Genomic DNA, 23,573 nt, shown 5'->3' with positions numbered 1-23,573 from the left:
ATATAAAAACCCCTTTTCCCCCCCCCCCCCTTTTTCGTTCTCTGGTGGGGGGGTTCCCCCCCCCCCCAACGCCACATTGGGTGCATTTGCCCCAAGTTCGATCTCGACGGGCCCCTCGGCGCCTTTGCTCCGGATCCGGAGCCGCTCGATGCCGGTCGTGAGGGTCACGACCGCTTCTCCATGAGCGAAACGAATTCGTCGAACAGCGGGGCCGCGTCGTGCGGGCCGGCTGCGGCTTCGGGGTGGTACTGGACCGAGAACGCCGGGACGTCCAGCGCCCGGACTCCCTCCACCGTGTCGTCGTTCGGGCAGTAGTGGCTGATCTGCGCCGCCCCGAAGGGGGACTCGAAGCGCTGGCCCGGCTCGCCTTCCAGCGCGAACCCGTGGTTCTGGGCCGTGATCGCCACCGACTTGGTCGCCACGTCGATCACCGGGATGTTGATGCCCCGGTGGCCGTAGCGCATCTTGTACGTTCCCAGCCCCAGTGCTCGGCCGAGGACCTGGTTGCCGAAGCAGATGCCGAACAGCGGGATCTCGCGGCCCAGTACCTGCTTGGTCAGCTCGGTGGCGTGTACCGTGGTGGCCGGGTCGCCCGGGCCGTTCGACAGGAACACCCCGTCCGGCTCGATTTCCAGGAGCTCGTCCAGCGAAGCGGACGAGGGCAGGACGTGCACCTCGATGCCGCGCTTGATCATCTGGCGTGGGGTGTTGGACTTGATGCCCAGGTCCAGCGCCGCGACCCGGAAGCGAACGTCCCCGGAAGGCGAGACCACATACGGCTCTCGCGTCGAAACCTGGCCGGCCAGGTCGGCGCCCTCCATCTTCGGGCTCGCCAGCACCGAGGCGACCATGTCGTCCACCGTGCCGAGGGCGTCGCCGGAGAACACGCCGGCGCGCATCGCGCCGACCTCGCGCAGGTGCCGGGTCAGCGACCGCGTGTCGACCTCGGCGATGCCGACGATCCCCTGGCGCACCAACTCCTCGTCCAACGAGCGCTTGGAACGCCAGTTGGACGGCGTGCGGGCGGGGTCGCGCACCACATAACCGTTGACCCAGATCTTCGAGGACTCGTCGTCCTCGTCGTTCCAGCCGGTGTTGCCGATCTGCGGCGCCGTCTGGACCACGATCTGCCCGTGGTACGACGGGTCGGTCAGCGTCTCCTGGTACCCGGTCATCCCGGTGCAGAACACCGCCTCGCCGAGGGTTCGCCCCTGCGCGCCGTAGGCAGCGCCGCGGAACACCCGGCCGTCTTCGAGTACCAGTGCGGCCTGAGCGCGCGCGTTCACTGGGCACCTCCCTTGATCTTGAGCTGTTCGATCCACTGTGGATAGTCGTCGAGGTCGTCGCCGCGGAAGCCGGTGTCGAGCTCGACGTCGCCGAGGCGCCAGGTGATGACGAGCAGCGCGTCCGTGCCCATCACCTTCCCGGCGATCTTCGTGTCGCGCCGGACGCCGGTGACGGCGTCGCGCGGGATCCAGAAGTCCGGGGCCCCGCCGCGTTCGACGGCGATCCCCGCGGAGTGCAGCCGCCAGACCGCACCGGTGCGCAGGCCCGCGCCGCGGGTGACGATCCGGTTCTGCCACTCCCCCGCGATCGTCGTCGACAGGTAGACGCCGGTGGACTCCAGCAGGACGTCCCCCGCCGCGCCGGGGATGGCCGGGAACGGGGGCACCTGGGCGCTCTGCGAGCGCGACTTGCGCCGCCAGCCCACGTACATGCCCCAGAGGCAGAGCAGGAAGAAGGCGACGATCGCCAGCACCAGCCAGAGGCGTTCCATCAGCAGATCTTCCCGTCCCGCGCGGTGATCCGCCCGCGCAGCAGCGTCGCGGTCACCACGCCGGGCAGCCGCATTCCCTCGTACGGGGTGTTGGCCGCGATGCTGGCCAGCTCCGCGCCGCGGACCGTCCACTCGGCGTCCGGGTCCACCAGGGCCAGGTTCGCCGGCTCGCCCACCGCGATCGGACGGCCCTGGTCGGCCAGGTTGCCGATCTCGGCGGGCCGCTCGCTCATCACGCGGGCGACGCCGCGCCAGTCGAGCAGGCCGGTGCGGACCATCGTTCCGGCCACGATGGACAGTGCCGTCTGCAGCCCGAGCATGCCCGGCCGGGCCGCGCTCCACTCGGTGTCCTTGTCCTGGACCGCGTGCGGCGCGTGGTCGGTGGCGACGCAGTCGATCACGCCCTCGGCCAGCGCGGCCCGCAGTTTCTCGGCGTCGGACTCGGTGCGCAGCGGCGGGTTCACCTTGTTCACCGGGTCGTAGGTGGCCAGACGCTCGTCGGTGAGCAGCAGATGGTGCGGCGTCACCTCGGCCGACACCTTCGTGCCGCGCTCCTTCGCCCAGCGCAGGACGTCCGCCGTGCCCGCGGTCGAGACGTGGCAGACGTGCAGCCGCGCGTTCGCGTGCAGCGCGAGCAGGCAGTCGCGGGCCACGATGGACTCTTCCGCCGCGGCCGGCCAGCCGGTGTAGCCGAGCCGGGCCGCGCGCTCGCCCTCGTGGGCCTGGGCGCCGACGGTGAGCCGCGGCTCCTCCGCGTGCTGCGCGATGACGACGTCCAGCGCCGTCGAGTACTCCAGCGCGCGGCGCATCAGCAGCGGGTCGGCGACGCAGAGGCCGTCGTCGGAGAACACCTTCACCCGGGCCTGGGAGTTGGCCATCGTGCCCAGCTCGGCGAGCTTCTCGCCCTTCAAGCCCACGGTGACCGCGCCGACCGGGTGGACGTCGACCAGGCCGACCTCCTGGCCGCGCCGCCACACGTGGTCGACGATCACGGCGTTGTCGGCGACCGGGTCGGTGTTGGCCATGGCGAACACCGCGGTGTAGCCGCCGAGTGCCGCCGCGGCCGAGCCGGTGTCGATGGTCTCGGTGTCCTCGCGGCCGGGTTCGCGCAGGTGGGTGTGCAGGTCGACGAAGCCGGGCAGCAGGACCTGGCCGTTCGCCTCGATGACTTCGGCGTCTTCCGGGGCGTCGACGGCGCCGATCGCGATGATCACGCCGTCCTCGATCAGGACGTCGACGGGATCGCCTTCGCCGTAGGGCCGGGCGCCCTTGATCAGGGTGCTCACGCGGCGGCTCCTTCGCTGGCCAGGAGGTGGTAAAGGACCGCCATGCGCACGTGGACGCCGTTGCGGACCTGCTCGGTGATGGCCGAGGCCGGGGAGTCGGCGACCGCCGAAGCGATCTCCATCCCGCGCAGCATCGGGCCGGGGTGCAGCACGACCGCGTGGTCCGGCAACAGCTTCTGCCGCCGTTCCGACAGGCCGTACGCGATGGAGTACTCCCGCGCGCTCGGGAAGAAACCTCCGTGCATGCGCTCGGCCTGGACGCGCAGCATCATCACGGCGTCGACCGCGGGCAGCTCGGCGTCCAGGTCGTGCGAGACGGTGACCGGCAGGCTCTCGACGCCGTAGGGCAGCAGGGTCGGCGGCGCGACCAGCACCACCTCCGCGCCGAGGGCCGACAGCAGGTGGATGTTCGAGCGCGCCACCCGGCTGTGCAGGACGTCCCCGACGATCGCGATCCGGCGGTCCTTCAGCGACCCGAGGCGCTCCCGCAGCGTGGCCGCGTCGAGCAGGGCCTGCGTCGGGTGCTCGTGGGTGCCGTCGCCGGCGTTGACCACCGACGTGCCGGGCTCGGCGAGCCAGCCGGCCAGGCGCTGCGCGGCGCCGCTGGCCGGGTGCCGGACGATCACGCAGTCGGCGCCCGCGGCGGCCAGCGTGAGGGCGGTGTCCCGGAGGGACTCCCCCTTGTTCACCGAGGAGCTGGACGCGGAGACGTTGATCACGTCCGCGCTCATCCACTTGCCGGCGATCTCGAACGACACCCGGGTGCGCGTCGAGTTCTCGTAGAACAGGGTGATCACCGTGCGGCCGCGCAGCGTCGGCAGCTTCTTGACCTCGCGGCCGAGCAGCGTGTGCTTCAGCTCGTCGGCGGTGTCGAGCACGGCCGTGGCGAGCGCCGGGTCCAGGCCGTCGGTGGCGAGCAGGTGCTTCACGAATCCTCTCCAGCAGCATCGGAAGGGCGCAGCAGGACGGCGTCCCGGCCGTCGATCTCGGCCAGCAGGACCGAGACGCCCTCGGAGCGGGCGGTCGGCACGTTCTTGCCCACGTAGTCGGCGCGGATCGGCAGCTCCCGGTGACCGCGGTCGACCAGGACGGCCAGCTGCACCGCGCGCGGGCGGCCGTGATCACGCAGGGCATCGAGCGCGGCCCGGATGGTCCGGCCGGAGAAGAGGACGTCGTCGACCAGGATCACGACGCGGTCGTCGATGCCGTCGGCGGGCAGCTGCGTCTGCTCGAGCGCGCGCGGCGGGCGGCGGCGGAGGTCGTCCCGGTAGAGGGTGACGTCGAGGGCGCCGGTGGGCGGGCGGACCCCGGAGAACTCGCCGATCTTGTCGGCGAGGCGGACGGCGAGCGGCGTGCCCCGGGACGGGATGCCCAGCAACACGGGCGGGGTAGTGCTCTCCGCACCGTTCGCGGTCTTTTCGATGACCTGATGGGCCATTCGGGCGATCGTGCGCGCGACATCGCCGGCCGTCAGGAGCTCGCGCTCCCCGGCCGAACCAGCCGCGTCACGCGGGCGTGACGACAAACCGGACTCCTTCCCCGCCTCACCGGACGGGTCCTTAAAGGACGTCTGTATCCCCTGCTGGTCGGGGCTTTCCCACCGACAGTAGCAGGCACTTTGCTCAGTCTTCCGGGTGGTGTGAGGTGATTCGCGACAAGCTCGCGCTTGACCTGGTGACAACAATGCGTAACCATTACTCTGAGTATTCGACTCAGCGAGTCCCCCGGCCCGGTCACCCCGACCGGGAGGGGGTGAAGAACGGAGAACGACCAGATGGGCGATTACGCCAAGGCGCTCGGGGCCAAGCTCCGCGGGATCCGCCAGCAGCAGGGCCTGTCCCTGCACGGGGTCGAGCAGAAGTCCGGTGGGCGCTGGAAGGCCGTCGTCGTCGGCTCGTACGAGCGTGGCGACCGCGCCGTCACCGTGCAGAAGCTGGCCGAGCTGGCCGACTTCTACGGTGTGCCGGTGGTCGAGCTGCTGCCCGAGGGCCGGGTCCCCTCCGGTGCCGAGCCCGCCACCAAGATCGTCATCAACCTGGAGCGCCTGCAGCAGCTGCCGGCCGAAAAGGTGGGCCCGCTGGCCCGCTACGCGGCGACGATCCAGAGCCAGCGCGGCGACTACAACGGCAAGGTGCTCTCGATCCGCACCGAGGACCTCCGGTCCCTGGCGATCATCTACGACATGACCCCGGGCGAGCTGACCGAGCAGCTCATCGACTGGGGCGTCCTGCCGCCGGAGGCGCGTCCTTCCAAGGAGGACTGATCGCCGGATGTGCTGCACCGACGCAGTGAGCGTTTCCAGCGGGGCACCTGGAGACGCTCACTGGTTCGTCGGGGGGCCCGCAGCACCGGGCGTGTTCTCTTCTTCCGTCAGAGCACGGCGCGCAGGCGATCGGCGATCGTGCCGATCCGGCCCAGGACGCCGTTGACGAACCGCGGCGAGTCGTCCGTGGACAGTTCCTTCGCCAGGCCGACGGCCTCGTCGATCGCGACCGGGTCCGGCACGTCCTCGGCCCAGAGCAGCTCGTAGACCCCGACCCGCAGCACCGCGAGGTCGACCTTCGGCATCCGCTCCAGGGTCCAGCCCTGCGCGTGCTCGGCCAGCAGCTCGTCGATCTGGCTCTTCCGCCCGGTGACGCCCTCGACCAGGCTGATCGTGTAGTCCGCGATCGGGTCGACGTCCGTCGCGCCGACCCGGTCGGCCAGCAGCGTCACCGCGTCGGTGTCGCGCTGCGCGGCCTCGTACAGCATTTCCACCGCGCGGCGGCGCGCTTGCCGGCGGCTGATCGCGCCGCCGCGGTTCGGGTGGGGTTTCGACGTCGGCATCAGCTGGAGACGCGGCCCAGGTAACGGCCGTCGCGGGTGTCGACCTTGATCTTCTCGCCGGTGGACAGGAACAGCGGGACCTGGATCTCCGCGCCGGTCTCCAGCGTGGCCGGCTTGGTGCCGCCGGTGGAGCGGTCGCCCTGCAGGCCCGGGTCGGTGTGCTGGACGACCAGCTCGACCGACGTCGGCAGCTCGACGTACAGCGGCTCGTTCTCGTGCACCGCGACCTGGACCTCGGTGTTCTCGAGCATGTAGTTGGCGTTGTCGCCGACGACCTCGGCCGGGACGGTGATCTGGTCGTAGGTGTCACCGTCCATGAACACGAAGTCCTGCCCCTCCTTGTAGAGGTAGGTCATGTTCCGGCGGTCCACCGTGGCCGTCTCGACCTTCGTGCCCGCGTTGAACGTCTTGTCGACCACCTTGCCGGTGAGCACGTGCTTGAGCGTCGTGCGCACGAAGGCGCCGCCCTTGCCCGGCTTGACGTGCTGGAACGCGGTGACGGTCCACAGCTGGCCCTCGAGGTTGAGGACGAGCCCGTTCTTCAGGTCGTTGGTCGTGGCCACGAGCTTGCAGTCTCCTGTGTCGAATCTTCGGGTTCGGGGCCGCTGTCAGACGACCACGAGGTTCTTGGTGCTCAGGGTGAGGAGTTCGGGCTCCCCAGCCCGCACGACGAGCGTGTCCTCGATGCGCACGCCACCGCGCCCCGCGAGGTACACGCCGGGCTCGACGGTGACCGCCATACCGGCGGCCAGTGTACCGACGCCCGTCGCGGCGAAGCTGGGCGCCTCGTGGATCTGCAGGCCGACGCCGTGGCCGAGGCCGTGCGCGAAGTGCTCGCCGTGACCCGCGTCCGCGATCACCGTCCGCGCGGCGGCGTCCACATCGGACACCTCGGCGCCCGGCACGACGGCGGCGACCCCGGCCGCCTGGGCGGTGTGCACGAGCTCGTAGACCTCCCGCTGCCAGTCCGCGGGTTCGCCGAGGACGAAGGTGCGGGTCATGTCGGAGTGGTAGCCGTCGACGGTGGCGCCGAAGTCCATCTTGACGAAGTCGCCGCGCACGAGCTCGGCGTGCGTGGGCTGGTGGTGCGGGATGGCCGAGTGCGCGCCGGCCGCGATGATGGAGGCGAAGCTGGTGGCTTCGGAGCCGTGCTCCAGCATCCGGTTCTCCAGGTCACGGGCGATTTCCAGCTCGGTCCGCCCCGGCCGCAGCCCGCCGGCGGCGACGAGGTCGTCCAGCGCCCGGTCGGCGGCCGCGCACGCCTGGCGCAGGGCCTCGATCTCGGCCTCGTCCTTGACCTCGCGCAGCCGCTCGACGAGGCCGGGGGTCCGTTCCAGGGGCACCTGCTGCTTGAGGGCCTCGTAGGTCTCGACGCTGACGTGCTGGCTCTCGAACCCGAGCCGCCCGTAGGTCTTGGTGTCCTTCGCGGCGCGGGCGACCAGGGCGGCGGCACTGGCGCGGTCGACGACGGTTTCGAGGTCGGGCACCTCGGCGGCGGACTGGGTGGTGTAGCGGCCGTCGGTGCAGAAGAGCGTCCGGTCGTCCCCGCCCGTGTGGAGCAGGAGGGCGGCGTTGGAGCCGGTGAACCCGGTGAGGTAGCGGATGTTCAGCAGATCGGTGACCAGCAGCGCCTCGACACCGGCCCCGGTCAGGAGCCCGCGCAGCGCGGCACGACGTCGTCCATGGGTTTCAGGCACGGGTCCACCCTAGTGCGCGGGCTTGCCGGGGGAAGCGACTCGCCAGTAGGCCGCCTACACTCCGCAGGATGAGCGCCTGGGTGATTCGCGGACTGGTGATGGCGGTGCTGCACGGCACGGCGTTGACGCTGCTGGCCAAGTACGCCGTGTACCACCCGACGGACCAGACGCTCGCGGTGTCGCTGACGCTGGCGGTCCTGGTCGGCGCGGCGGCCCTGTGGGCGGCACTGGACGCCTGGCGGGGTGTTTCCGACCGCGGCCGGGCGTGGTTCATCGCGGCGCTGGTCGCGGGCGTGGTCTCGGGCATCCTGTACGTGCTCGGGCGAGCGGTGTTCGTCGACCAGACGGGGGTGTCGGAACTGGGTGGGGCGCTGACGGGCGGAGCGGCGTTCTCGGCACTGTTGGTGCTGGTCCCGGCGGGGCTGGGGCTGTTCGTCGGCGGGCGGATCGGCCGGTCACCAGGATCGAGCGAGGACAGCGCGGCCTGACTTCAGCCCACCAAGGAAGCACCGGGCGGGTAGTCGTCCCACTGGGCCGGGGTCACCGGGCGGGCCGTCGAGCCGTTGCCGGCCACCACGCCGGGGTCGGGGGCCGGCCAGCGGTGGCCGTCCAGGATGAACGCGTAGCCGTGGCCCGGGGCCTGCACCGCCTCCGCTCCCGAACGCAGCCGCGTCGCCTGCGGGAGCGCCGCCAGTGCCTGCGGGGCCCGGTCGAGGACCTCGCCCGCCAGCGCGACCGCCACCGCGCGGCGGTCCACCCGGACCCGCGCGCCCGCCCGGACCAGGTCCATCGTGCGTTCCGGGGACGGCGCCGTCACGCCGTCGAACGTCGACGCCACCCGGGCCGGGTTCGCGCACGCCTGGCTGCCGAGCAGGTCCAGCCCGAAGTGCCGCAGGTCGGTCGGGGCGCGGGCGCCGCCGATCGCCGTCGCGCGCACGAGGTCGAACGGCACCCGGTCGCACGGGTCGGCCGACGACAGCGGCGCGTGCCCGTCCGCGCGGCGCACCAGCCCCGGCCCCTCCTGCCACGGCCCCGGCACCACCACGGGCTGGTACGGGTGCTCGGTGAAGTCCGCGGTCCAGAACGTCAGCGTCGTCCCGCCGTCGGTCTCGTGCGCGACGACGAACGCGGCGAGCGCGCCCACCCACATCAGGTCCGCGCTGAACCCGTCGACGACCGACCGCGCGCGCGGCGCCGACGTCGACGCGACCGGCACGAACCCGCCGACGTCCAGCGCCTGCACCCCCGCCCCGAACGCCGGGTCGCGCGAGCGGAGCAGGAACTGTCCCGCGCCGTTCGGGCCCGCGGCGCGGCCGGTGGTGTCGGTGAACATCAGGTAGAACCAGCCGTCGAGGTAGACGGCCGACGGCTGGCCGGCGCCGTAGACGTTCTCGCGGTGCACGTCGTGCGACGGCCCGAGGATCGGACCCCCGCCGGCCGCGCGGGTCCAGTGGATGCCGTCGGGGCTGGTGGCGAGCCCGATGGAGTTGCCGAGCGCGTGGTCCCCGGCGGCGCCGGTGTAGTACAGGTAGTACGTCGAGCCGACGCGCAGCACCGACGGGTCGCAGGTGTGCATGCCGTCGAACTGCCCGGGCGCCCCGGAGAACACGGCGGCCGGGATCCCGCCACCCGGTCCGGTGAACGGCCCGTCGAAGGACCGGGCCTGCGCGTAGAGGATGTCGTCCCCGGCCGGGCCGGCGCCGCCGTACTGGCTGCACCACCACATCCGGGTCTCCCCCCGGTCGAGCATCACCGACGGCCCGTAGTTGTAGACGGCGTCGAGCCCCCCGGCGGCAATCACACCACCACTCTGCCGAGGGTCACCCGAAGGAAGTTTGACGTCGGTGGGCCGGGCGGTCTTCCCACTCGCGATGGCGGGCTGCTCGCCCGCGGCCTGCGGCTGGGCGTAACCCTCGGTGCAACCCGCGAGCAGGAGCCCGGCCAGAACACTGGCGAGCAAGGCACGAGCGGGTCGCCGACCCCCACGACGAAACGGGTGCACGGCATCGGAGTGTAGCGAGCGACTTCACCCGTCCGAGCGACCGCGCTCCGGTTCCGAGTCGCCGCTTCGCCGGTCGCGAATAACTCATTCGAGGCCTCGGACGTCCCGGATGAATCGTTCGCGGCGTCCGGCCCTGGTCACGTGCTCGCGAGCGACCCCTCCGCGGCGACCAGCTCGACCTCGAACCCGGCCTCGTTCTCCAGGTACGCCGCGTAGTGGGCGGGGCCGCCCGCGTGCGGGTACCGGTCCGCGAACAGCGGCCGCCAGCCGTGGTCCGTCGCCCGGGTCGCCAGGTCGTCCACCTGCTGCCGCGTCTCCACCTGCAGCGCCAGGTGGTTCAGCCCCGGCCGCGTGCGCTCGTGCTCCGGCGCGCTCAGTGCCGGCGACGCCTCCACCACCAGGTACGTCCCGCCCAGCCGCCAGCTGACCCCGGCCGGCCAGCGCTGGAACTCGCGCCAGCCGAGCTCGCCGAGCAGCCAGCCCCAGCTGCGCTCGGCTTCGGCGAGGTCCGGCACCCACAGCTCGATGTGGTGCGGCCGCCCGTGCGACGCCGGCAGCGCCACCAGCACGCGGTGCAGGTCGCCGTAGTGGACGCCGCTGCCGACGTCGAGGAAACCCAGGCGCCCGGCCACCTTGCGGCTCGCCGCGTTCCGCTCGTGGACCAGCGCCCACACCGCCGGGAGCCCGAGCGTGCCGAGCCCGTGGTCGAGCAGCGCGCGGGCGGCCTCGGTGGCCAGGCCCTGCCCCGCGTGCGCGCTCGCGACGTAGTAGCCCAGCTCGGGCACCTCGCCCGGCAGCTCCCACGACGGACGCAGGTGCGCGACGCCGATCACCTCGGCGTCGCGCACGATCACCCAGTGGCCCTGACCCGCCGGGCCGCGGTAGGCCAGGCGGCGGTCCACCATCGCGCTCGCCACGGCCGGGTCGGAGAAGTCCGCGGCGAAGTACCGGCTCATCTCCGGGTCGGCGAACACCTTCACCACGGCTTCGCGGTCGGCCTCGGTCAGCGGCCGCAGCGTCAGCCGCGGCGTCGCCAGCACCGTCATCCCGGGCGGGTGGCGAGCCAGCGCAGGGCGAGCGGGTAGCCGTCGACGCCGAGGCCCGCGATCACCGCCGTCGCGATGTCCGACAACACGCTGTGGTGCCGGAACGCCTCGCGCCGGTGGACGTTCGAGATGTGCAGCTCGATCAGCGGGGCGGTCAGCTGCGCCGCGGCGTCGCGCACCGCGATCGAGTAGTGCGTCCACGCGCCGGCGTTGAGCACCACCGGGTGACCGCCGTCGGCCGCTTCGTGCAGCCAGCCGACCATTTCGCCCTCGTGGTCGGTCTGCCGGACCTCGACCTCGATCCCCAGCTCCTCGCCGGTCTCGACGCACAGCGCCGCGAGGTCGGCGTGCGTGGTCGAGCCGTAGACCGACGGCTCGCGCTTGCCGAGCCGGCCGAGGTTGGGGCCGTTGAGCACGAACGCCTTCACAGCAGCACGCTCCCGCCGCTGCGGGTCGGCTCCGCCGCGATCGCCGAGTACGCGGCCGCGAGCAGCGCCGGGTCCGGGCCCTCCAGGCGGCCGGGCTTGGCGAGCGCGTCGAGGACGACGAACCGCAGCGCCCCCGAGCGGGTCTTCTTGTCGCCCTTCATGGTTTCCAGCAGCTGCGGCAGCGCGTCGGCGTCGTACGTCGTCGGCAGGCCGAGCAGCTTCAGCACCGAGGCGTGGCGCTCGGCCGTGGCGTCGTCGAGGCGCCCGGCCAGCCGCGCCAGCTCGGCGGCGAACACCAGGCCGACGCTGACCGCGGCGCCGTGGCGCCACCGGTACCGCTCGCGGCGCTCGATGGCGTGCCCGAGCGTGTGGCCGTAGTTGAGGATCTCCCGCAGGTCGGATTCGCGCAGGTCGGCGGCGACGACGTCGGCCTTGACCTGGATGGACCGCCGGACCAGCTCGGCGAGGACGTCCCCGGTCGCGTCGAGTGCGGCAGCCGGGTCGGCCTCGATCAGCTCGAGGATCCGCGGGTCGGCGATGAACCCGGCCTTGACGACCTCGGCCATCCCGGCGACGAGCTCGTTCGGCGGGAGCGTCTCCAGCGTGGCGAGGTCGACGAACACCGCGCTCGGCTCGTGGAACACCCCGACGAGGTTCTTGCCGGCGTCGGTGTTGATGCCGGTCTTGCCGCCGACCGAGGCGTCGACCATGCCGAGCAGCGTCGTCGGCACGTTGACCAGCCGGACCCCGCGCATCCACGTGCCCGCGACGAACCCGGCGAGGTCGGTGACCGCGCCGCCGCCGAGGCCGACCACGGCGCCGCGGCGGTCCAGCCCGATCCGGCCGAGCACCTCCCAGCAGAAACCCGCGACGGTCAGCGCCTTGCCGTCCTCGGCGTCCGGGATCTCGACGCGGTGGGCGTCGAGGCCCGCGGCGTTGAGCTCGTCGCGGATGGCTTCGGCGGTGGTGGTGAGCGTGGGCGGGTGGATCAGCGCGATCTTCGAGGCGTCGGCCAGGTGCTCGGTGAGGTCGCCGAGCAGGCCGCGCCCGATCACGACGTCGTAGGGCTGGGCGGTGGCGACGGTAATCCGCACCGGATCGGACACGGGGTGACTCACTCCTTGGCTTCGGCGGGAGCGGCGAGCTCCGCCACGAGGTGCGCGACGATCTCGGGGGGCGTCCGGTCGTCGGTGACGATCTCGACGGTGGCGACCTCGCGGTAGACGGGCACCCGCTCGTCGAGCAGTTTCTTGAAGGTGGCGCGGGGGTTCACCCCGGCCAGCAGCGGCCGCGCGCTCGACAGGCCGGTGCGTTGCACACCCGCCGCGAGGCCGACGTTGAGGAACACGACGGTGTGCTCGGCCAGCCGGGCCCGGGTGCCCGGCGTCAGCGGTGCGCCGCCGCCGAGGGAGAGCACGCCGTCGTGCTCCGCCAGCGCCGTCGCGACCGCTTCTTCTTCCAGGGCGCGGAAAGCGGGTTCGCCGTCGTCCGCGAAGATGTCGGAGATGCTGCGTCCGGCGCGCGCGACGATGTCGTCGTCGCTGTCGCGGAACCCGACGCCGAGCGCGGCCGCCAGCAGCGGCCCGACCGTGCTCTTGCCCGAGCCGGGCGGGCCGACGACCACCGCGCGCGGACTCACCACCGCTCCTCGAGCGCCTTGAGGTAGGCCTCGGCGTTGCGCTTGCTCTCGGCGAGCGAGTCGCCGCCGAACTTCTCGAGCGCGGCGTCGGCGAGGATGAGCGCCACGACCGATTCCAGCACGACCCCGGCGCGCGGCACGGCGCAGACGTCCGACCGCTGGTGGATCGCGACCGCGGGCTCGCCGGTCTTGACGTCTACTGTGGACAGTGCTTTGGGGACGGTCGAGATCGGCTTCATGGCCACCCGGACCCGCAGCGGCTCGCCGTTGGTGATGCCGCCTTCGAGGCCGCCCGCGCGGTTGGACCGGCGGGTGACGCCGACCGGGCCGGTGCCGCGGTCGATCTCGTCGTGCGCCTGGCTGCCCCAGCGGCGTGCGGTGGTGAAGCCGTCGCCGACCTCGACGCCCTTCATCGCCTGGACGCCCATCAGCGCGCCGGCGAGGCGGGCGTCGAGCCGGCGGTCCCAGTGGACGTGCGAGCCGAGGCCCGGCGGGAGGCCGTAGGCGAGGACCTCGATCACGCCGCCGACGGTGTCGCCCGCCTTCCGCACGGCGTCGACCTCGGCGACCATGGCGTCGGTGCCTCCCTGGCTGAAGGAGCGCACCGGGCTCTCGTCGATGGCGGCCAGGTCGCCCGGCTGCGGGAGCGGGCCCTCGGGCGCGTCGGCCCCGCCGATCGAGACGACGTGGCTGAGGATTTCGACGTCGAGCAGCTGCTTGAGGAAGTTGCGGGCGACGGTGCCGAGCGCGGTCCGCGACGCGGTCTCGCGGGCACTCGCGCGCTCCAGGACGGGCCGGGCCTCGTCGAAGCCGTACTTCTGCATGCCGGGCAGGTCCGCGTGGCCGGGGCGGGGCCGCGTGAGCGGTTCGTTGCGCGCGAGGCCTTCGAGGATCTGGGGGTCCACCGGGTCGGCCGCCATGACCTGCTCCCACTTGGGCCACTCGGCGTTCTCGATGTGCACGGCGACCGGGCCGCCCTGGGTGAGACCGTGGCGGACGCCGCCGAGGAACTCGATGTGGTCGGTCTCGAACCCCATCCGCGGGCTGCGGCCGAACCCGAGGCGGCGGCGGGCCAGCTGCTCGGTGACGTCGGCGGTGGTGACGGCAACGCCCGCGGGCATCCCTTCGAGCACGGCGGCCAGCGCGGGTCCGTGCGATTCACCTGCGGTGATCCAGCGCAACATGGGCTCAATCCTGTCACGGCCGCGGTCCGGGCCGGGACATGCCTCCGGTCACTCCGCATCCCTGGAGGGGCGGCTCGCGTGTCCGAAGGCGCATCTCACGTGATTGTAGGCGTAACTCACGTGACGGGAGGCGTAACTCACGTGACTGGAGGCGTAACTCGCGTGACTGGCGGGGTGGTGGCTCATCCGGGACCCCCTGCGGCCCGGATGAGCCACCGGCTCAGAGCGTCAGGCGGAGCAGGGGGAGGCCGTCGGCCAGACGGACTTCGAGGGCCGCCAGGTCCGCTTGGTGCACGGCCGTGCCGATCGAGAGGCGGGCCGTGTTGTCCGGGAGGGCCTTCCAGGTCGCTAGCCGGGTCTCCACGCCCGAGCGCGAGATCGCCACCAGGACGTACTCGCCGCCGCTGCGGCCGCCCGTGTAGCTGCACGACATGTCGACCTGGGTGCCCCAGTCGAACGCCGCCAGGCGGGCGTCCGCGCGGACCGGGAACTGGCCCAGGGCCGTCATCGCCACCGAAGGCGGCGAAGCGGGCAAGGCGGGAGCGGGCGCCGAGGCCACCACCGCCAGCGCCACGCAGGCCGACACCGCCAGCGCGGCCGAGGCGGACGTGACCGCGAGCCGGATCCGGCGGCCGCGCCGCACCCGCCGGAGCACCACCGGGAGCAGGTCCGGCGGGGGCGGACCGGGGTCCGGCAGCGACGCCGGTGCGTCCACCCTGGCCAGCAGCCCGGGCAGCCCCGCCAGCTCGCGCACCGAAGCCGCGCACCGGTCGCACGTGCGCAGGTGCTCCTCGAAGCGCTGGCGGTCCTCGGGGGCGAGCGCCCCGAGCACGTACGCGGCGTCGAACGTCGCGAAAGGATCTTCGCTCACTGGGTCACTCCCCTCTCTTCCAGCACCAGGCGGAGCGCGCGCAACGCGTAGTGCGTGCGCGACTTGACCGTCCCTTCGGCCACCCCCAGCTTCAGTGCCGCGTCGGCGACCGAATACCCCTGGAAGTAGCACAGCAGCAGCACCTCGCGGTGCCGTTCCGACAGCTCGGCCAGCGCCTCGGCGACCAGCCAGCCCTGCACCGCGCGGTCGGTGCCGTCGGCGACCACGCGGTCCGGCGGCCGGTCGGTCGGCACCTCCGACCGGGCCGACGCCGACCGCCAGCCGTCGATGGCGATCCGCCGGGCCACCGTGAACAGCCACGCCCGCGCCGAGCCCTGCGACTGGTCCAGCACCGCCGGCGAGCGCCAGGCCCGCAGCAGCGTCTCCTGGACGACGTCCTCGGCCCGGATCCGGTCACCGGAGGTCAGGTGCAGGGCGTAGGACCACAGCGCCGCCGCGTGGTCCTCGTGCAGCGCGCGCATGAGCGCCTCTTCGGCGACTTCTCCCACGAACTCAGGCCGCGACCCGGCGCCGGTCCTTCACGAACAGCAGCGCCAGACCGCCCACGATGCAGACCGCCTCCGTGATGACGCCCCAGTACTCCGGCTGGCTGTTGAACTGGTCGTGGTTCCCCATGAACCCGACCGTCGCGGCCAGCACGTACGCCCCGAGCGTGAGCGCCCCGAAGCCGACCGCGCCCAGCGCCGGCAGCCAGTGCCGCCAGGCCAGGACCGCGATCGCCAGCACCAGCCCGGCGATCGCGTCGAGCAGGAACAGCGTGCCGGTCAGGCCGGGGTAGTCCTGCGTCCACAAGAAGTAGTGCACGCCCGCCGAGCCGAGCAGCGCGGCCGCCACGACGATGCGTAGAACCCAACTCACCATGATCGTTCCTCCACTCCACACCCACTCCGGTAGATACACGGAGCAGGGGGCGATCCGGTTCACCGGAAATTGAACCGAACGGGTGGCGATCCCGTTGATAAGGGCATGACAGCCGAACTGCACTCCCGCCGCACCGTCCTGTCCACCGGTGCCGCCGTCGCCGGTGCCGCCGTCGGCGCCGTCGCCCTCACCGCCTGCTCGTCGGAATCGAACGGCAAGTCGGGCACCGCGCAGGCCCCGATCGCCGCCGGGACGCCGCTGGTCGCGCTCGCCGAGGTCCCGGTCGGGCAGGCGAAGGCGGCGAAGGCCCCGGACGGCTCCGACGTGATCGTGGCCCGGACGTCCGAGTCGGCCTGTGCCGCGTTCAGCGCGGTGTGCACGCACCAGGGCTGCACCGTGACGCCGAAGGGCGCCGACCTGGTCTGCCCGTGCCACGGTTCGGTGTTCAACGCGCTCACCGGCGAGGTCAAGCAGGGCCCGGCGAACAAGCCCCTGCCGAGCGTGCCGGTCAAGGTCGAGAACGGGAAGGTCGTCACCGGCTGACGAGCCGGGCGCGCGAACGGGCCCTTGTGGACGCACCGTCCACAGGGGCCCGTTCGCTCGCTTTTCGGGGGTCCGGGTGGCGAAGCCCCGGTTGTCACCGTGTGACAGCTGAAGCTCAGGCGTCCCAGGCGAAGAGCCGGTCACCCGCGGCGACCTCGCGCTCGGTGTCCAAACCGGACAAAACCTCCGCCGAGGCGTCCAGCGCGACGACCGGGACGATCGCCGAGTAGCCCGCCGCGGTCACCGCCTCCGGGTCCCAGCTGACGATCGGCTGCCCGGCCCGCACCTGCTCGCCCTTGACGACGTGCAGCGTGAAGCCCTCGCCCTTTTCCTTGACCGTGTCGATCCCGAGGTGGACCAGCACGGCCTTGCCGTCCTCGGTCGCGACGACGTAGGCGTGCGGGTGCAGCGTCGCCACCGTGCCGTCGACCGGCGCGACCGCGTCCGACCGGCCGCCCGTGGGCTGCACCGCAATGCCCGGGCCGACCATCGCCTGCGCGAAGACCGGGTCGGGGACCTCGGTGATCGGCACCACGCGCCCGGCGACCGGGCTGAGGATGTCGAAGCTCACAGCAGGTCCTCGATGTCGCTGGCGATGGTGTCCGCCTCCGGCCCGACGATCACCTGCAACGCCGACGACCCCATCTTGACCACGCCCATCGCACCGGCCTTCTTCAGCGCCGCCTCGTCGACGAGGCTCATGTCCTCGACCTCGCAGCGCAGCCGCGTGATGCAGCCCTCGATCTCGGTGAGGTTCTCCGTGCCGCCGAGCGCGGCGAGGATCTTCTCGGGCCTGTCATCCGCCATCGCGGTCTCCTTGATCACTGTTTGTTCCCAACCTGACGCGAACCGCGTGTCCACCTGTACTACGCCGATCGTCGGCATGCACCCCGCCGCGGGCCACGAACGGATAACGGTGGTTGACACCCGTCCGCGCGGCGGAGCATCCTGCCCCATCAGATCATTGGTCTAGACCGGAACGTACCAATGTTCCGGGCCGGACGCGAGCACCGGTCCCCGGTGGCGCGAGAACGAGGAGGGTGACGCCGATGAGCGCGGCCGCGCACGTCCCGCCGCCCGACAAGGTTGTCAACGGGCCCACGCCCAAGCACGCCCAGCTGCGGGAGATCCTCCGCCGCACGGTGGAGCGCGAGCTCCCGCCGGGTGCGCCGATCCCGTCGGAACGCGAGCTGGCCCAGCGCTACGGCGTGTCGCGGCTCACGGTCCGGTCGGCGATCGGCAAGCTGGTCGAAGAGGGCCTGCTCGCCCGGGTCCGCGGCAAGGGCACGTTCACCGCGGCCCGGCGGATGGAGCTGCAGCTCTACCTGATGTCGTTCACCGACGACATGCGGAGGCGGGGGCTGACCCCGACGACCGAGGTGGTCTCCGCGGCCACCGAGGTGCCGCCCACCGCCTCGGCGCACGCCCTCGGCCTGGCCGAGGGCGCATCCGCGCACCACCTGGTGCGCCTGCGCCACGCCGACGGCGTGCCCCTGGCCGTCGAGCGCGGCTGGTACCACGCGGGCCGGGCTCCCGGCCTGCTCGGGCTCGACCTGACCCAGTCCATTTACGCGCAGCTGGCCGAGACGTACGGTGTGCGTCCCGACCAGGCGTGGCAGACGGTCTGGGCCGAAGGCGCGGACCGCGAGACGGCCCGGCTGCTCGGCATGCGTGCCGGCAGCCCCCTGCTCGTGTTCCGGCGGGTCTCCAGCGCAGGCGGCGACCCGATCGAAGACATCACGTCCTGGTACCGGGGAGATCACTACCAGGTGACCATGCAGTTGGACCGGAACACCCCGGAGCCCGGTCAACCACCCCACTATGGAGGATCCAGATGAGCACCACCACCGCGGAGGGGGCGAAGAAGGGCGGCGGAGGTCTCGCCGGCCTGCAGCGCTTCGGCCGCAGCCTCATGCTCCCCATCGCCACGCTCCCTGCGGCGGGCATCCTGCTCCGGTTCGGTCAGGACGACCTGCTCGGCAAGGACGGCCTCGGCTGGGACAAGGTAGCCGCCGTCATCGGCTCGGCGGGCAACGCGCTCTTCGACTTCCTGCCCCTGCTCTTCGCGATCGGCATCGCGGTCGGCTTCGCCCGCAAGGGTGACGGTTCGACGGCCGTGGCGGCGGCGGTCGGCTGGGTCGTCTTCAACCGGGTGATCCAGGCCATCGCGCCGGTCAGCAGCCAGGTGGGCTACAAGCCCGCTTGGGACAGCTCGCCGCTGCACTGGCCGTACAGCGTCCTGACCGGCATCGTGTCCGGTATCGTCGCTGCCCTGCTGTGGCAGCGGTACCACCGGATCAAGCTGCCCGCGTGGCTGGCGTTCTTCGGTGGGCGGCGGTTCGTCCCGATCATCACCGCCTTCACCATGATCATCCTGGGTGTCATCTTCGGCATCGTCTTCAAGTGGGTCGACGCGGGCATCCAGAACCTCGGTGAGGCGATCGTCGGCCAGCCGGTCGTCGGTGGCGGCATATACGGCTTCTTCAACCGCCTGCTCATCCCGGTCGGTCTGCACCAGCTGCTGAACGTCCCGATGTGGTTCATCTTCAACGGTGGCGACCTGACCAACTTCTTCAACCACGTGCAGGGCTCGGGCATCTTCATGACCGGGTTCTTCCCGATCTTCATGTTCGCCCTGCCGGCCGCGGCGCTCGCGATCTGGCAGACCGCCCGCCCCGCGCAGAAGAAGATCGTCGGCGGTGTGATGATCGCGGCCGCGCTGACCTCGTTCATCACCGGTGTCACCGAGCCGATCGAGTTCTCGTTCATGTTCGTGGCGTGGCCGCTGTACATCTTCCACGCGATCATGACCGGCGTTTCGCTGGCGCTGGTGAACGCCCTGGACATCCACCTCGGCTTCTCCTTCTCCGCGGGCGGGATCGACTTCCTGCTCAACTCGAGCCTGGACACCGCGCACAAGGCGTGGCTGCTCATCCCGATCGGGCTGGTCTTCGGAGTGATCTACTACTTCGTGTTCCGGATCGTCATCACGAAGTGGAACCTGCGCACCCCGGGCCGCGAGGACGACTCGATCGAGGCGGACCTCGACCGGACGGCCGCGAAGTAACATCACCACCGCCGTAACCGAAAGCGAGAGGACGAACATGCCGGAGAAACGCGTCGCCGTGGCCAGCAAGGTGGGCCTGCACGCCCGGCCGGCCGCGCTGGTGGCGAAGGCGGCCGCGGCGCAGCCCGTCGCGGTGCAGATCGCCAAGGCCGGCGGAGACCCGGTGGCCGCCGGCAGCGTGCTCAACCTGATGACGCTGGCCGCCGGGTACGGCGACGAGGTCGTCATCAGCGCCGAGGGCGAGGGTGCCGAGGAGGCCGTGGAAGCGGTCGCCCAGCTCGTCGCCACCGATCTCGACGCCTGACGAACACCGCGAAGGCCCCCGCACCGGTCCCCGACACCGGTGCGGGGGCCTTCGTTTCGTAGGGTGGGCGCATGGAGAGCGTGCGCCTGATCGACGAGTGGCCGGTGGACAACGCCGCGACGGCCGTGGTGACGGCGGACGGGAGCGTCGCCGGCCGCCACGGTGACACCGCGCGGAAGTTCCGGCTCGCCTCGGTTTCCAAGCTGCTGACCGCCTACACCGCGCTCATCGCGGTCGAGGAAGGCGTCGTCGAGCTCGGCACGCCGGCCGGGCCCGAGGGCTCGACCGTGCGGCACCTGCTGGCCCACACCTCCGGGCTCGCCTTCGACGCGCACAAGGCGATGGCCGCCCCGGGCACCCGGCGGCTCTACTCCAACGCCGGGTTCGAGCAGCTGGCCGACGCGCTGGCCGAGCACTCCGGCATCCCCTTCGAGCAATACCAGGCCGAAGCGCTGTTCACCCCGCTCGGCATGACGTCGACCGCGCTCGAAGGCTCGCCCGCCGCCGACGTCGTGTCCACTGTGGACGATCTGGCCGCGTTCGCCGCCGAGCTGCAGGTCTCGAAGCTGCTCGACCCCGCCACCGTCGCCGAGGCGACGAACGTCGTGTTCCCCGGCCTTTCCGGGGTGCTGCCCGGTTTCGGGCACCAGAAACCCAACGACTGGGGCCTCGGCTTCGAGATCCGCGACCACAAGAGCCCGCACTGGACCGGGGCGAACAGCTCGCCGCGGACGTTCGGGCACTTCGGCCAGTCGGGCACGTTCCTCTGGGTCGACCCGGACGCGGGCGCGGCCTGCGTCGCCCTCACCGACCGCGCGTTCGGCCCCTGGGCCGCCGAAGTCTGGCCGCGCTACACCGACGCCGTCCTGGCCGACCTGGGCGCGTGAAGCGGGCCTTCCTCGCGGCCCTCCTGCTGCTCGCCGCCTGCAGTGCGCCCCAGGCCGCGCCCGCACCCACGCCCACCCCGGAAGCGCCCGAGCCTCCCCCGGCGCTCGGCACGAACGGCGCCGCGGTCCCGGCGCTGCACTGGGCGCCCTGTCACGGGCCGTTCCAGTGCGCGGCCGCGGCCGTGCCGCTGAGCTACCGCGAGCCCCGTGGCGCCACGATCCCGCTGTCGGTGATCCGGCTGCCGGCGGGCGACCCGGGACGGCGGCTCGGCTCGCTGTTCTTCAACTTCGGCGGCCCGGGCACGGACGGCGTCGGCGAGCTGACCCGGTTCGCCGCCCGCTACCCGCCGGAGCTGCGGGCCCGGTTCGACCTGGTGAGCTTCGACCCGCGCGGGATCGGCGGGTCGGCCCCGATCGGCTGCGCGAACCCGGACCGGCCGGCCGGGTCCCCGCTCAGGCAGCCGGACGCGTTCTTCGCCGCGAGCGCGGCCACCGGCAAGGCCTGCGCGGCCTCGGGCGGCCTGCTGAGCCACCTCTCCACGGCGAACGTCGCGCGGGACATGGAGCTGCTGCGCCAAGCCGTCGGGGACGCCTCGCTGAACTTCTACGGGTACTCCTACGGCACCTACCTGGGCGGCACGTACGCGAACCTGTTCGCGGACAAGGTCCGCGCGATGACCCTCGACGGCACGCTCGACCTCGTCGCGAACGCCACCGGCCGGCCGGGCCAGGCGAACCAGCCGGTGGACGTGCGGGCCGACGTCGCCGGCGCGCAGCAGCAGGAACTCGACCGGTTCTTCGCGGTGTGCGCCGCCGCCGGGCCGAAGTGCGCCTTCTCCGCGGGCGACCCGAAGCAGAAGTTCGCCGGGATCTTCGCCCACGCCTCCCGTGGCCCGGGCGTCGGCTCCCTGATGAAGACCGTCGACAGCGCGCTGTACCAGTCCGGCCGGTGGAAGCGACTCGCCCAAACCCTGGCCGCAATGCCCGCGGATCCGGGCCCCGCGGCGCCGGTGCTCGACCCGTACGTGCCGACGCACTCCCCCGGCTTCCTGGCCGTCCAGTGCGTCGACAGCGACAACCCGCAATCGCCCGCGGACTACGCCGCACTGGCCACGACGGAAAGCGCGCGGCAGCCGTACTTCGGGCTGAGCGCGGTGTATTCGATGGCCCAGTGCGTCGGCTGGCCGGCCCACGACGAAGACCGGTACACCGGACCGTGGAACCGGCCGCGGAAGAACCCGATCCTGGTGCTGAACAACCGGTTCGACCCGGCGACCCCGCTGCACAACGCGGAGGCGACGGCGGCGGAGCTGGGCGACGGCCGCGTGCTCGTCGTGAACGGCTACGGCCACACGTCCCTGGACGCCCCGAGCGCGTGCGCCTCGGCGGCCGTCGTGCGGTACCTGACGGAGCTGGCCGCCCCGGCGCCGGAGACAACCTGCGCCCCCGACGCGGTTCCCTTTCCCTGAGGGAAATTCGCCGACCGGACGTCGTGCCCAACGGCCCGGCCGGGACCGGGTCCAAAGACCCTGCCGCGGGCCGGGTGCGGGTGGTGTCATCGAAGGGTGCAGGCCCGCCGCAGGGCCGGTGCGGGGACCTCGGGCCCCGGCGGGCCGCACACCTTCTTCACTCCATGACGCGGATCGGCGCCCCCGCCTGGTAGGCCGCGATGTCCTCGACCGCGTCGCCGTAGAAGATCTCGTAGACCTCCCGGGTGACGAAGCCGATGTGCGGGGTCAGGACCGCGTTGTCGAGTGTCCTCAGCGGATGGTCGGCGGGGAACGGCTCGGTGTCGTAGACGTCCAGCGCGGCGGCGCGGATCTCCTTGCGCCGCAACGCGTCCACCAGTGCCGCCTCGTCGACGATCGGGCCGCGCGAGGTGTTCACCAGCAGCGCCGTCGGCTTCATCGCGGCGAATTCGGCCGCCCCGACCAGGCCGCGGGTGCGCTCGCCGAGCACCAGGTGGATGGACAGCACGTCCGACCGCGCGAAGAGCTCGTCCTTGGTCACCGCGGTGACGCCGTGCGGGTCCGCCTTCTCCTGGGTCAGGTTCTGGCTCCAGGCGATGGTCTCCATCCCGAAGACCTGCCCGATCTTCGCCGCGCCCGCGCCGAGCCGGCCCAGGCCCAGCAGGCCGAGCGTCTTGCCGTGCAGCATGGTGCCGACGGACGTCTGCCAGCCGCCCTCGCGCATCGAGCGGAACTCCTGCGGCAGGTTCCGCGACGCGGCCAGGATCAGCGCCCAGGTGTGCTCGGCGGTCGGCTCCCCGATGTAGCCGGTGGCGGACACGACGACACCGTTGCGGCGCGCGGCGGCCACGTCGACGGCCGCGTTCCGCTTACCCGTGCTGACCAGCAGCTTCAGGTCGGGCAGCGCGTCGAGCACCTCGGCCGGGAACCGGGTGCGTTCGCGCATCGCGACCACCGCTTCGAAGCCCTGCAGTTGCTTGACGACGTCGGTCAGGGGTTCGGTGAAGACCGTGATGTCGGCCTTGAGCGAGTCCCAGTCGCCGAAGGTGAGGGCGACGTTCTGGTAGTCGTCGAGAATCGCGATCCGCATGACCTCACCGTAGTAGGTGGGCGCGTCAGCCGGTGGTGGGCGGCTCGCCGGGGAAGAGGATCGGGCTGAGCAGGTACCGCGTGCGGCCGGGGGCGGCCGGGTTGGCCAGCCGCGGGAGGATCGCGGCCCGCAGTTCGGCGACCATGGCGACGAGTTCGTCCTCGCTCAGCCAGATCGCGTGCTGCTGGTAGCCGACGGGGTCGGCGGACGGGTCGGTGCCGTCGCGGTCGAGATAGGCGTCGAACTCGGCGACCAGGGTCGCGACCGCCACGGCGAACCCCCGCCGGTGGTCCTCGGCCGACATCGACGCGGCCGTACCACGGTCGATGGACGCCCGGTCCCGGCGCAACCGGTAGTGCCGCTCGACCGCGCCGCGGACCCGGCGTTCGCCGGCCACCTCCAGGACGCCGCCGGCGGCGAGCTGGTCGACGTGCCGGTAGAGCATGGCTTTCGAGACGTCCGGCAGGAGCGCGCCGAGCTCGGCGGTGGTGAGCGTGCGCTCGCCGCGCAGGGCGTGCACGATCCGCAGCCGCACCGGGTGCCCCAGGAGTTCCAAGGTGTCCACCCCCCAATGT

General features: G+C 72.2%; 29 protein-coding genes. 8 read left to right on the top strand and 21 right to left on the bottom strand.

Annotated features, from left to right (window positions below; all coding sequences use genetic code 11):
• Nucleotides 1-164: 164 nt before the first annotated feature.
• The 5 genes from carA to pyrR are packed head-to-tail and all read right to left on the bottom strand — an operon-like array spanning nt 165 to nt 4,588.
• Nucleotides 165-1,286: a glutamine-hydrolyzing carbamoyl-phosphate synthase small subunit gene (gene carA / locus ACWEF6_RS34195; protein WP_449686710.1), complete on the bottom strand. Its 1,122-nt coding sequence runs from the start codon at nt 1,284-1,286 to the stop codon at nt 165-167.
• On the bottom strand, nt 1,283-1,777 hold the full coding sequence (locus tag ACWEF6_RS34190) for a PH-like domain-containing protein (RefSeq protein WP_449686709.1): 495 nt from the start codon (nt 1,775-1,777) through the stop codon (nt 1,283-1,285). The genes carA and ACWEF6_RS34190 overlap by 4 nt, the downstream gene beginning before the upstream one ends.
• Nucleotides 1,777-3,063: a dihydroorotase gene (locus ACWEF6_RS34185; RefSeq protein WP_449686708.1), complete on the bottom strand. Its 1,287-nt coding sequence runs from the start codon at nt 3,061-3,063 to the stop codon at nt 1,777-1,779. The genes ACWEF6_RS34190 and ACWEF6_RS34185 overlap by 1 nt, the downstream gene beginning before the upstream one ends.
• Nucleotides 3,060-3,992 (bottom strand): aspartate carbamoyltransferase catalytic subunit, encoded by a 933-nt coding sequence (locus ACWEF6_RS34180; RefSeq protein ID WP_176176229.1) that lies wholly within the window; start codon nt 3,990-3,992, stop codon nt 3,060-3,062. Before ACWEF6_RS34180 ends, ACWEF6_RS34185 begins: the two co-directional genes overlap by 4 nt.
• Complete coding sequence (gene pyrR / locus ACWEF6_RS34175; protein WP_449686707.1) at nt 3,989-4,588, bottom strand: bifunctional pyr operon transcriptional regulator/uracil phosphoribosyltransferase PyrR; 600 nt, start codon at nt 4,586-4,588, stop codon at nt 3,989-3,991. Before pyrR ends, ACWEF6_RS34180 begins: the two co-directional genes overlap by 4 nt.
• Nucleotides 4,589-4,837: 249 nt before the next feature.
• Between pyrR and bldD the strand changes: the two genes are divergently transcribed.
• Nucleotides 4,838-5,326 carry a transcriptional regulator BldD gene (gene bldD / locus ACWEF6_RS34170; RefSeq protein WP_003096372.1) on the top strand — a complete coding sequence of 163 codons (489 nt, stop codon included), beginning with the start codon at nt 4,838-4,840 and terminating at the stop codon, nt 5,324-5,326.
• A gap of 107 nt (nt 5,327-5,433) precedes the next feature.
• Here the strand turns inward: bldD and nusB are convergent, their stop codons facing one another.
• From nusB to ACWEF6_RS34155, 3 genes are read right to left on the bottom strand one after another with little or no spacing between them, the layout of a single operon-like run.
• Nucleotides 5,434-5,889, bottom strand: coding sequence for a transcription antitermination factor NusB (nusB, locus tag ACWEF6_RS34165; protein ID WP_449686706.1), 456 nt, complete (start codon nt 5,887-5,889; stop codon nt 5,434-5,436).
• Nucleotides 5,889-6,452 (bottom strand): elongation factor P, encoded by a 564-nt coding sequence (efp, locus tag ACWEF6_RS34160; protein WP_310975012.1) that lies wholly within the window; start codon nt 6,450-6,452, stop codon nt 5,889-5,891. Before efp ends, nusB begins: the two co-directional genes overlap by 1 nt.
• Before the next feature lie 45 nt (nt 6,453-6,497).
• Complete coding sequence (locus ACWEF6_RS34155) at nt 6,498-7,586, bottom strand: M24 family metallopeptidase (RefSeq protein WP_449686705.1); 1,089 nt, start codon at nt 7,584-7,586, stop codon at nt 6,498-6,500.
• Nucleotides 7,587-7,654: 68 nt separating this feature from the next.
• On the opposite strand from ACWEF6_RS34155, the gene ACWEF6_RS34150 reads away from it, so the two are divergent.
• Nucleotides 7,655-8,074: a B-4DMT family transporter gene (locus ACWEF6_RS34150; protein WP_449686704.1), complete on the top strand. Its 420-nt coding sequence runs from the start codon at nt 7,655-7,657 to the stop codon at nt 8,072-8,074.
• Between the two features lie 2 nt (nt 8,075-8,076).
• On the opposite strand, the gene ACWEF6_RS34145 is transcribed toward ACWEF6_RS34150, so the two are convergent.
• The 9 genes from ACWEF6_RS34145 to ACWEF6_RS34105 all read right to left on the bottom strand — a co-directional run bounded on the left by ACWEF6_RS34145 (nt 8,077) and on the right by ACWEF6_RS34105 (nt 15,638).
• Nucleotides 8,077-9,546 carry a beta-xylosidase gene (locus ACWEF6_RS34145; protein ID WP_449686703.1) on the bottom strand — a complete coding sequence of 490 codons (1,470 nt, stop codon included), beginning with the start codon at nt 9,544-9,546 and terminating at the stop codon, nt 8,077-8,079.
• A 179-nt stretch (nt 9,547-9,725) separates the two neighbouring features.
• The gene (locus ACWEF6_RS34140; protein WP_449686702.1) at nt 9,726-10,634 is read right to left on the bottom strand and encodes a GNAT family N-acetyltransferase; all 909 of its coding nucleotides are present in this window, start codon (nt 10,632-10,634) and stop codon (nt 9,726-9,728) included.
• Complete coding sequence (gene aroQ, locus ACWEF6_RS34135; protein WP_310975007.1) at nt 10,631-11,062, bottom strand: type II 3-dehydroquinate dehydratase; 432 nt, start codon at nt 11,060-11,062, stop codon at nt 10,631-10,633. Before aroQ ends, ACWEF6_RS34140 begins: the two co-directional genes overlap by 4 nt.
• Nucleotides 11,059-12,168 (bottom strand): 3-dehydroquinate synthase, encoded by a 1,110-nt coding sequence (gene aroB / locus ACWEF6_RS34130; protein ID WP_449686701.1) that lies wholly within the window; start codon nt 12,166-12,168, stop codon nt 11,059-11,061. Before aroB ends, aroQ begins: the two co-directional genes overlap by 4 nt.
• Before the next feature lie 8 nt (nt 12,169-12,176).
• Nucleotides 12,177-12,701 carry a shikimate kinase gene (locus ACWEF6_RS34125; protein WP_449679166.1) on the bottom strand — a complete coding sequence of 175 codons (525 nt, stop codon included), beginning with the start codon at nt 12,699-12,701 and terminating at the stop codon, nt 12,177-12,179.
• Nucleotides 12,698-13,885, bottom strand: a complete 1,188-nt coding sequence (gene aroC, locus ACWEF6_RS34120; protein ID WP_449686700.1) for a chorismate synthase — start codon at nt 13,883-13,885, stop codon at nt 12,698-12,700. Before aroC ends, ACWEF6_RS34125 begins: the two co-directional genes overlap by 4 nt.
• Before the next feature lie 220 nt (nt 13,886-14,105).
• Nucleotides 14,106-14,756 carry an anti-sigma factor family protein gene (locus ACWEF6_RS34115; RefSeq protein WP_449686699.1) on the bottom strand — a complete coding sequence of 217 codons (651 nt, stop codon included), beginning with the start codon at nt 14,754-14,756 and terminating at the stop codon, nt 14,106-14,108.
• On the bottom strand, nt 14,753-15,265 hold the full coding sequence (locus tag ACWEF6_RS34110; RefSeq protein ID WP_310975002.1) for a sigma-70 family RNA polymerase sigma factor: 513 nt from the start codon (nt 15,263-15,265) through the stop codon (nt 14,753-14,755). The genes ACWEF6_RS34115 and ACWEF6_RS34110 overlap by 4 nt, the downstream gene beginning before the upstream one ends.
• Nucleotides 15,266-15,269: 4 nt before the next feature.
• Entirely contained in the window at nt 15,270-15,638 is a 369-nt protein-coding gene (locus ACWEF6_RS34105) for a hypothetical protein (RefSeq protein WP_310975001.1), read from the bottom strand.
• Between the two features lie 105 nt (nt 15,639-15,743).
• Here ACWEF6_RS34105 and ACWEF6_RS34100 point away from each other — a divergent pair, with 105 nt between their 5' ends.
• Nucleotides 15,744-16,181, top strand: a complete 438-nt coding sequence (locus tag ACWEF6_RS34100) for a QcrA and Rieske domain-containing protein (protein ID WP_360183497.1) — start codon at nt 15,744-15,746, stop codon at nt 16,179-16,181.
• Nucleotides 16,182-16,296: 115 nt separating this feature from the next.
• Here ACWEF6_RS34100 and ACWEF6_RS34095 read toward each other — a convergent pair whose 3' ends face one another.
• Nucleotides 16,297-16,752 (bottom strand): PTS sugar transporter subunit IIA, encoded by a 456-nt coding sequence (locus ACWEF6_RS34095; protein ID WP_310974999.1) that lies wholly within the window; start codon nt 16,750-16,752, stop codon nt 16,297-16,299.
• The gene (locus ACWEF6_RS34090; RefSeq protein ID WP_167379806.1) at nt 16,749-16,988 is read right to left on the bottom strand and encodes a glucose PTS transporter subunit EIIB; all 240 of its coding nucleotides are present in this window, start codon (nt 16,986-16,988) and stop codon (nt 16,749-16,751) included. The genes ACWEF6_RS34095 and ACWEF6_RS34090 overlap by 4 nt, the downstream gene beginning before the upstream one ends.
• Nucleotides 16,989-17,230: 242 nt before the next feature.
• Between ACWEF6_RS34090 and ACWEF6_RS34085 the strand changes: the two genes are divergently transcribed.
• The 5 genes from ACWEF6_RS34085 (at nt 17,231) to ACWEF6_RS34065 (ending at nt 21,908) form a co-directional block, all read left to right on the top strand.
• Entirely contained in the window at nt 17,231-18,019 is a 789-nt protein-coding gene (locus tag ACWEF6_RS34085; protein WP_310974998.1) for a GntR family transcriptional regulator, read from the top strand.
• On the top strand, nt 18,016-19,248 hold the full coding sequence (locus ACWEF6_RS34080; protein WP_310974997.1) for a PTS transporter subunit EIIC: 1,233 nt from the start codon (nt 18,016-18,018) through the stop codon (nt 19,246-19,248). Before ACWEF6_RS34085 ends, ACWEF6_RS34080 begins: the two co-directional genes overlap by 4 nt.
• Before the next feature lie 37 nt (nt 19,249-19,285).
• The gene (locus ACWEF6_RS34075; RefSeq protein WP_285994310.1) at nt 19,286-19,552 is read left to right on the top strand and encodes an HPr family phosphocarrier protein; all 267 of its coding nucleotides are present in this window, start codon (nt 19,286-19,288) and stop codon (nt 19,550-19,552) included.
• Between the two features lie 71 nt (nt 19,553-19,623).
• Nucleotides 19,624-20,439 carry a serine hydrolase domain-containing protein gene (locus tag ACWEF6_RS34070; RefSeq protein ID WP_449686698.1) on the top strand — a complete coding sequence of 272 codons (816 nt, stop codon included), beginning with the start codon at nt 19,624-19,626 and terminating at the stop codon, nt 20,437-20,439.
• Complete coding sequence (locus ACWEF6_RS34065; protein ID WP_449686697.1) at nt 20,436-21,908, top strand: alpha/beta hydrolase; 1,473 nt, start codon at nt 20,436-20,438, stop codon at nt 21,906-21,908. Before ACWEF6_RS34070 ends, ACWEF6_RS34065 begins: the two co-directional genes overlap by 4 nt.
• Before the next feature lie 157 nt (nt 21,909-22,065).
• Here ACWEF6_RS34065 and ACWEF6_RS34060 read toward each other — a convergent pair whose 3' ends face one another.
• On the bottom strand, nt 22,066-22,998 hold the full coding sequence (locus ACWEF6_RS34060; RefSeq protein ID WP_449686696.1) for a D-2-hydroxyacid dehydrogenase family protein: 933 nt from the start codon (nt 22,996-22,998) through the stop codon (nt 22,066-22,068).
• 25 nt (nt 22,999-23,023) lie between these two features.
• A complete protein-coding gene (locus ACWEF6_RS34055) occupies nt 23,024-23,563 on the bottom strand; it encodes a helix-turn-helix domain-containing protein (protein WP_449686695.1) in 540 nt (179 codons plus the stop codon).
• Nucleotides 23,564-23,573: the final 10 nt, after the last annotated feature.

The organism is Amycolatopsis sp. NPDC004772 (assembly GCF_053601215.1).
This window is presented reverse-complemented; position numbering and strand designations above follow the sequence as displayed.

Excerpts from the sequence above, each read along its gene's own strand:
- ACWEF6_RS34190 (WP_449686709.1), bottom strand. The coding sequence starts at position 1,777 with ATGGAACGCCTCTGGCTGGTGCTGGCGATCGTCGCCTTCTTCCTGCTC.
- bldD (WP_003096372.1), top strand. The coding sequence starts at position 4,838 with ATGGGCGATTACGCCAAGGCGCTCGGGGCCAAGCTCCGCGGGATCCGC.
- nusB (WP_449686706.1), bottom strand. The coding sequence starts at position 5,889 with ATGCCGACGTCGAAACCCCACCCGAACCGCGGCGGCGCGATCAGCCGC.
- ACWEF6_RS34150 (WP_449686704.1), top strand. The coding sequence starts at position 7,655 with ATGAGCGCCTGGGTGATTCGCGGACTGGTGATGGCGGTGCTGCACGGC.
- ACWEF6_RS34140 (WP_449686702.1), bottom strand. The coding sequence starts at position 10,634 with ATGACGGTGCTGGCGACGCCGCGGCTGACGCTGCGGCCGCTGACCGAG.
- aroC (WP_449686700.1), bottom strand. The coding sequence starts at position 13,885 with ATGTTGCGCTGGATCACCGCAGGTGAATCGCACGGACCCGCGCTGGCC.
- ACWEF6_RS34105 (WP_310975001.1), bottom strand. The coding sequence starts at position 15,638 with ATGGTGAGTTGGGTTCTACGCATCGTCGTGGCGGCCGCGCTGCTCGGC.
- ACWEF6_RS34100 (WP_360183497.1), top strand. The coding sequence starts at position 15,744 with ATGACAGCCGAACTGCACTCCCGCCGCACCGTCCTGTCCACCGGTGCC.
- ACWEF6_RS34090 (WP_167379806.1), bottom strand. The coding sequence starts at position 16,988 with ATGGCGGATGACAGGCCCGAGAAGATCCTCGCCGCGCTCGGCGGCACG.
- ACWEF6_RS34085 (WP_310974998.1), top strand. The coding sequence starts at position 17,231 with ATGAGCGCGGCCGCGCACGTCCCGCCGCCCGACAAGGTTGTCAACGGG.
- ACWEF6_RS34080 (WP_310974997.1), top strand. The coding sequence starts at position 18,016 with ATGAGCACCACCACCGCGGAGGGGGCGAAGAAGGGCGGCGGAGGTCTC.
- ACWEF6_RS34075 (WP_285994310.1), top strand. The coding sequence starts at position 19,286 with ATGCCGGAGAAACGCGTCGCCGTGGCCAGCAAGGTGGGCCTGCACGCC.
- ACWEF6_RS34070 (WP_449686698.1), top strand. The coding sequence starts at position 19,624 with ATGGAGAGCGTGCGCCTGATCGACGAGTGGCCGGTGGACAACGCCGCG.
- ACWEF6_RS34060 (WP_449686696.1), bottom strand. The coding sequence starts at position 22,998 with ATGCGGATCGCGATTCTCGACGACTACCAGAACGTCGCCCTCACCTTC.